Source organism: Streptacidiphilus carbonis (assembly GCF_000787775.1).
GTDB lineage: Bacteria > Actinomycetota > Actinomycetes > Streptomycetales > Streptomycetaceae > Streptacidiphilus > Streptacidiphilus carbonis.
This window is the reverse complement of sequence record NZ_BBPM01000020.1, coordinates 41,227-47,292: the sequence shown is the minus strand read 5'-3', so window position 1 is coordinate 47,292 and position 6,066 is coordinate 41,227. Positions and strand designations below refer to the sequence as shown.

6 protein-coding genes, 1 pseudogene and 1 riboswitch are annotated in these 6,066 nt (G+C 75.1%); all 7 genes and pseudogenes read left to right on the top strand.

Annotated elements, in window-relative coordinates:
- Window positions 1-387 (top strand): hypothetical protein (locus TR46_RS42380; protein ID WP_042401798.1); only part of this gene is annotated, 387 nt, incomplete at its 5' end.
- Between the two features lie 2 nt (window positions 388-389).
- Window positions 390-986 carry a cob(I)yrinic acid a,c-diamide adenosyltransferase gene (gene cobO, locus TR46_RS17770; RefSeq protein ID WP_042401795.1) on the top strand — a complete coding sequence of 199 codons (597 nt, stop codon included), beginning with the start codon at window positions 390-392 and terminating at the stop codon, window positions 984-986.
- A complete protein-coding gene (locus TR46_RS17765) occupies window positions 980-2,350 on the top strand; it encodes a cobyrinic acid a,c-diamide synthase CobB (protein WP_042401788.1) in 1,371 nt (456 codons plus the stop codon). Before cobO ends, TR46_RS17765 begins: the two co-directional genes overlap by 7 nt.
- A 105-nt stretch (window positions 2,351-2,455) precedes the next feature.
- A riboswitch (cobalamin riboswitch) is annotated at window positions 2,456-2,593 on the top strand.
- A 90-nt stretch (window positions 2,594-2,683) separates the two neighbouring features.
- Window positions 2,684-3,439: a precorrin-2 C(20)-methyltransferase gene (cobI, locus tag TR46_RS17760; RefSeq protein ID WP_174505125.1), complete on the top strand. Its 756-nt coding sequence runs from the start codon at window positions 2,684-2,686 to the stop codon at window positions 3,437-3,439.
- Window positions 3,436-4,308, top strand: coding sequence for a precorrin-4 C(11)-methyltransferase (gene cobM / locus TR46_RS43670; protein ID WP_042401777.1), 873 nt, complete (start codon window positions 3,436-3,438; stop codon window positions 4,306-4,308). Before cobI ends, cobM begins: the two co-directional genes overlap by 4 nt.
- Window positions 4,305-5,546 (top strand): precorrin-6y C5,15-methyltransferase (decarboxylating) subunit CbiE, encoded by a 1,242-nt coding sequence (cbiE, locus tag TR46_RS17750; protein ID WP_084718646.1) that lies wholly within the window; start codon window positions 4,305-4,307, stop codon window positions 5,544-5,546. Before cobM ends, cbiE begins: the two co-directional genes overlap by 4 nt.
- A pseudogene (locus tag TR46_RS17745) lies at window positions 5,543-6,066 on the top strand (precorrin-3B C(17)-methyltransferase); the annotation flags it as partial. The gene cbiE and the pseudogene TR46_RS17745, both read left to right, overlap by 4 nt.

Sequence of the window (6,066 nt, the reverse complement as noted above, 5' to 3'; positions counted from 1 at the left end):
CCGCCCGGGGGCCGCACGCCGCTGGCCGCCGGGCTGCTGCGGGCGCACGAGACGCTGCGGTTGGAGCGGCTGCGCGACCCGCGCCGGCGTCCGCTGCTGGTGCTGGTCACCGACGGCCGGGCCACCGGCGGACCGCGGGCGCTGCCCGACGCCCGGCGGGCGGCGCAGCTGCTGGCCGCGCAGGGGACCGCCGCCGTGGTCGTGGACTGCGAGAGCGGACCGGTCCGGCTGGGCCTGGCCGCCGAGCTGGCCCAGCACCTGGCCGGCCAGGCGGTCCGGCTGGAGGAGCTGGCCGCCGACAGCGTCACCCACCTCGTCGGCGACCTCATCGGGACCGACCGGACGCGCAACCTGCAGAGCCGGAACCAGCAGAAGGAGGCGGCGTAGCCATGCCGCAGGGACAGCCCACCACCGTTCCCGACGACGGCCTGACCACCCGTCAGCGCCGTACCCAGCCCGTGCTCGCCGTCCACACCGGCCCCGGCAAGGGCAAGTCGACCGCCGCCTTCGGCCTGGCCCTGCGGGCCTGGAACCAGGGCTGGCCGATCGGGGTGTTCCAGTTCGTCAAGTCCGCCAAGTGGAAGGTCGGTGAGGAGCACGCACTCCGGGTGCTGGGCGCCAGCGGCGAGGGCGGCAGTGTGGCCTGGCACAAGATGGGCGAAGGCTGGTCCTGGGTCCAACGTGACATCGAGGACAGCGAGGACGCGGCCCGCGAGGGCTGGGAGCAGGTCAAGCGCGATCTGGCGGCGGAGACGTACCGACTCTACGTGCTGGACGAGTTCACCTATCCGCTGCACTGGGGCTGGATCGACACCGACGAGGTGCTGGCGGTGCTCAAGGACCGTCCCGGCAACCAGCATGTGGTGATCACCGGCCGCAACGCTCCGCAGGCGCTGGTGGACGCTGCGGACCTGGTGACCGAGATGACCAAGGTGAAGCACCCGATGGACGCGGGCCGCAAGGGCCAGCGCGGCATCGAGTGGTAGCGCTCCCCCGGATCGTCCTGGCCGCGCCCTCGTCCGGCAGCGGGAAGACCACCGTCGCCACCGGGCTGATGGCCGCGCTCTCGGCCCGGGGGCTGCGGGTGTCGCCGCACAAGGTCGGCCCCGACTACATCGACCCCGGCTACCACTCCCTCGCCACCGGGCGTCCGGGCCGCAACCTGGACGCCTTCCTGTGCGGGCCCGAGCGGCTGCCCGGGCTGCTGCTGCACGGCGCGGCCGGGGCGGACCTCGCGGTGGTCGAGGGCGTGATGGGGATGTTCGACGGGGCGGCCGGGCGTGGAGAGTTCGCGTCCACGGCGCATGTCGCGAAGCTGCTGCGAGCACCGGTGGTGCTGGTGGTGGACGCCTCCTCGCAGAGCAGGTCGGTGGCGGCGCTGGTGCACGGGTTCGCCTCATGGGACCCGGAGGTGCGGCTCGGCGGGGTGATCCTCAACCGGGTCGCCTCGGACCGGCACGAGGACCTGCTGCGGGACGCCCTGGAGTCCGCTGGCGGGGTGCCGGTGCTGGGCGCGGTGCGGCGCAGTGCCGAGGTGGTGACGCCCAGTCGGCATCTGGGGCTGATCCCGGCGGTGGAGCGGGACGCCGAGGCGCTGAACGCGGTGCGGGACATGGGCGAGCTGGTCCGGGCCGGGGTGGATCTGGAGGCGCTGCTGGCGCTGGCCCGCAGCGCTCCCCCGCTGGCGGCCGAGCCGTGGGACGCCGACACGGAGATCGCCGCGCTGGGCGGACCGGTCGTCGGACGCCCGGTGGTCGCCCTGGCGTCGGGCGCCGCTTTCTCCTTCTCCTACGCCGAGAACGCCGAACTGCTGGCCGCCGCCGGGGCGGAGGTGGCCCCGTTCGACCCGCTGCGGGACGAGAAGCTGCCGGAGGGGACATCCGCGCTGGTCATCGGGGGCGGCTTCCCCGAGGTCTACGCGGAGCGGCTGTCCGCCAACACCGCACTGCGCGAGTCGGTACGGGCGCTCGCCGCCTCCGGCGCACCGCTGGTGGCCGAGTGCGCCGGGCTGCTCTACCTGGCGCGTTCGCTGGACGGCGCCCCGATGTGCGGGGTGCTGGACGCGGAGGCCCGGATGACCGAGCGGCTGACGCTGGGCTACCGCGAGGCCGTGGCCCTGTCCGACAGCCCGTTGGCGGTCGCCGGGACCCGGCTGAACGGCCACGAGTTCCACCGCACCGTGTGCGAGCCCGCCCACGGACCGGCACCCGCCTGGGGCTGGCGCGCCCCGGCCGGTCCGCGCACCGAGGGCTTCACCTCGGCCACCCTGCACGCCTCCTACCTGCACCTGCACTGGGCCGGCGCGCCGCAGCTGCCGCACCGGCTGGTCACCCGGGCAGGCGGCAGCTGAGGTCCGGTCAGCAGATGGGGACCCGTCAGCGCTTGAGCCGAGCCCGCTCGCGACCGTGGGCGAGGACACAGCCGCCCCGGTTGACCTGGCGACAGCGCACGTGGTGGGATTTTGGAGCCTTGTACGGCGGCAATGATGAGGAAGTCCGGTGAAAGTCCGGCGCGGTCCCGCCACTGTCACCGGGCGGCGCGCCCCCATCGGGCGCGGTCGTCCGCGAGCCAGGAACTCTGGCCGCCGTCACCACGAGCCGGGGCGCGGACCCCGAGTGAGGACTAGTGCCATGCGCTGCTGCGCCCCCCTGCCCTGCGGGCTGCCCTCATGCCTGCCCCCAGCATGCTGACCCCTCGTCTCACCGGCGTGGGCATGGGCCCCGGCGATCCCGAACTGGTCACGGTCAAGGCGGTCCGGGTGCTGCGCGAGGCCGCGGTGGTCGTCGTCCCGGTGCTGGACAGCGGTGAGACCGGACGGGCCGAGGCGACCGTCCTGCACCACCTGGACGGGCCCGACGGCCCGGACGGCACCGCCGCCAAGGTCGAGCGGGTGGTCTTCGCACTGAACGAGCGCGAGGACCGGTCCCGCCGCGAGGCCGCCTGGGACGCGGCCGGCGCCCGGGTCGCCGAACTGCTGCGGGAGCACGGCAGTGTCGCCTTCGCCACCATCGGCGACCCCAATGTGTACTCGACCTTCACCTATCTCGCGCAGACGCTGGCCCCGCTGGTCCCCGGCCTGCTGGTGGAGACCGTCCCCGGCATCACCGCCATGCAGGACCTGGCCGCCCGCAGCGGCACCGTCCTCGCCGAGGGCACCGAGCCGCTGACGCTGGTCCCGGTGACCGCCGGCTCCGAGGTGCTGCGGGACGCCCTCGCCGGGCCCGGCACCGTGGTCGCCTACAAGTTCGGACGGCTGGCCGAGCAGGTCGCCGCCGCACTGCGGGAAACCGGCCGGGACGGCGGCGCCGTCTGGGGCTCCGCGCTCGGCCTGCCGGACGAGCAGATCCGCCCGGCCGGGCATCCGTTGACCGGACCGCTGCCCTACCTCTCGACCCTGATCGCGCCCGCGACCCGCACCCGCCGTGGAGGCAAGCTGTGACCGGCACCGAGACCGCCACCACCCCTGGCAAGGTCACCTTCGTCGGGGCCGGCCCCGGCGCCGCCGACCTGCTGACCTTCCGCGCGGCCAAGGCGATCGCCGAGGCGGACACGGTGATCTGGGCTGCCAGCCTGGTCCAGGCCGAGGTGCTGGAGCACGCCCGCCCGGACGCCGAGATCCTGGACTCCTCGCTGATCCCGATGGAGGACGTGCTGGCGGAGTACCAGCGCGCCGCCGACCAGGGCCGACGGGTGGCCAGGATCCACTCCGGCGACCCCTCGCTGTGGGGCGCGGTCCAGGAGCAGCTGGACCGCTGCCGGGAGCTGGGCCTGGAGACGGAGATCGTCCCCGGTGTCTCCGCCTTCTCCGCCGTCGCCGCGATCGCCCAGCGCGAGCTGACCATTCCCGAGGTGGCCCAGAGCGTCATCCTGACCCGGCTCGGCGGGGGCAAGACCCCGATGCCGCCCGGCGAGGAGGTGCGCGACTTCGCCCGGCACGGCACCACCATGGCGGTCTTCCTCTCCGCCGCCCGCGCCAAGCAGCTGGTGGAGGAGCTCACCGCGGGCGGCTACCCGCCGGAGACCCCGGTGGTGATCGCCTATCAGGCCACCTGGCCGGACGAGCTGGTGCTGTACGGGACGCTGGAGACACTGGAGGCGACCGTCAAGGAGCACCGGCTGTGGAAGCACACCCTGTTCCTGGTCGGTCCGGCGCTCGCGGCGGCCGGCACCCGGTCGCACCTCTACCACCCCGGCCATTTCCACACCTTCCGCAAGGCCGACAAGGCGGCCCGACGCGCCCTGCGCAGCACCGGGGCTTCGGGCGGCGCGGTCTCGGGCAGCGCGGTCTCGGGCAGCGGAGCGTCGTGACCGTTCCGCACCGGATCACCGTTCTCGGCGCCGGCCAGGCCGCGGCACACGCCGACCTGATCGACGGCGCCGCACTGGTGCTGGGCGCGCGGCGGCACCTCGACGCCGCCGGAGTGCCGCCGGAGCGGGCGGTGGTGCTCGGCCCGCTGGCGCCCGCCCTGGACGCGCTCACCGCAGGCAGCGGTCCGGCGGTGGTGCTGGCCTCCGGCGACCCCGGCTTCTTCGGCATCGTCCGCGCCCTGGCCGAGCGCTTCGGCCCGGACGCCCTGGACGTCCGACCCGGCGTCAGCAGCGTCGCGGAGGCATTCGCCCGGCTGGGCCTGCCCTGGGACGACGCGGTGGTGGTCAGCGCCCACGGCCGCGACCCGCGCACCGCGCTGAACGTCTGCCGCGCGCACCGCAAGGTCGCCGTGCTGACCGCGCCGGGCGCCGGTCCCGCCGAGATCGGCGCGGCGCTCAGCGCCTTCCCCGGGCTGCGGCGACGGCTGGTGGTGGCCACCGACCTGGGCGCGGACAGCGAACGGGTCGAGGAGGTGACGCCGGAACAGGCCGCCGGACGGGACTGGCCCGGCGTCCACGTGGTGCTGAGCCTGGGCCCGGGGGCCGACCACCCCGGTCCGATGCGCGCCGTCGCGGGAGGAACGGACGTCGCCGAGGGCGACTGGGGGCTGCCCGAGGACGCCTTCGCCCATCGCGACTCCATGGTGACCAAGGCCGAGGTCCGAGCCCTGGCCCTGGCCCGGCTCGGTCCGCGCCGGGGTGAGCTGGTCTGGGACGTGGGCGCGGGCAGCGGCTCGGTCGCGGTGGAGTGTGCGCGGCTGGGGGCGGCGGTCGTTGCCGTCGAGAAGACGGCGGACGGCGTGGAACGGGTCCGCGCCAACGCGGAGGCGCACGGAGTGGACGTCGCCGCGGTTCATGGCGAGGCTCCGGCAGCACTGGCCCAACTCCCCGACCCCGACGCGGTGTTCGTCGGCGGCGGCGGTGCCGGCCTGGCCGGGGTCGTCGCCGTCTGCGCCGAACGCGCCCGGCGCACCGTAGTGGTGACCCTGGCCGCCCTCGACCGGATCCCCGCCGTTCGCGCCGCGCTGCTCGCGGCCGGCTTCACCGCCGAGGGCGTCCAACTGCAGTCGTCCCGGCTGGCCCCGCTGCCCGGCGGAGTGGTCCGACTCGCCGCCACCAACCCGGTCTTCGTCCTCTGGGGCAACCGACTTGATCCATCGTCAGGAGACATACAGTGATCGGCTTGATCGCAGCGACGTCGGCCGGCCGTTCGGCGGCCGCCGAACTCGCCGAGGCCCTGGGCGGCTGCACGCTCTACCAGGAGCCCACCGTCGGTGAGTCGATCGCCCGCGCCTGGTCCGAGTGCGAGCAGTTGGTGTGCTTCCTGGCCGCCGGCGCGACGGTGCGGCTGATCGCGCCGCTGCTGACCGACAAGCACAGCGACCCCGGGGTGGTCTGTGTCGACGAAGCCCGGCGCTTCGCCGTCTCGCTGACCGGCGGGCACGAGGGCGGAGCCAACGCGCTGGCCGAGCGGGTGGCCCAGGCACTGGACGCCCGGCCGGTGGTCACCACGGCCACCGACGCCACCGGCGTCCCCGGCCTGGACACCCTCGGCTGGCACACCGAGGGCGCGCTCGCCGCCGTCAGCCGCGCACTGCTGGACGGTGCGCCGGTCCGGCTGGAGTCCGACGCGGCCCACCCGCTGCCCGCCCTGCCACCCCGGGTCAGCGCGGACGCACCGGCGGACGCGCCCCCCGT

Coding starts and splice junctions, on each gene's coding strand:
- cobI (WP_174505125.1), top strand. CDS start 2,684: ATGCTGACCCCTCGTCTCACCGGCGTGGGCATGGGCCCCGGCGATCCC.
- cobO (WP_042401795.1), top strand. CDS start 390: ATGCCGCAGGGACAGCCCACCACCGTTCCCGACGACGGCCTGACCACC.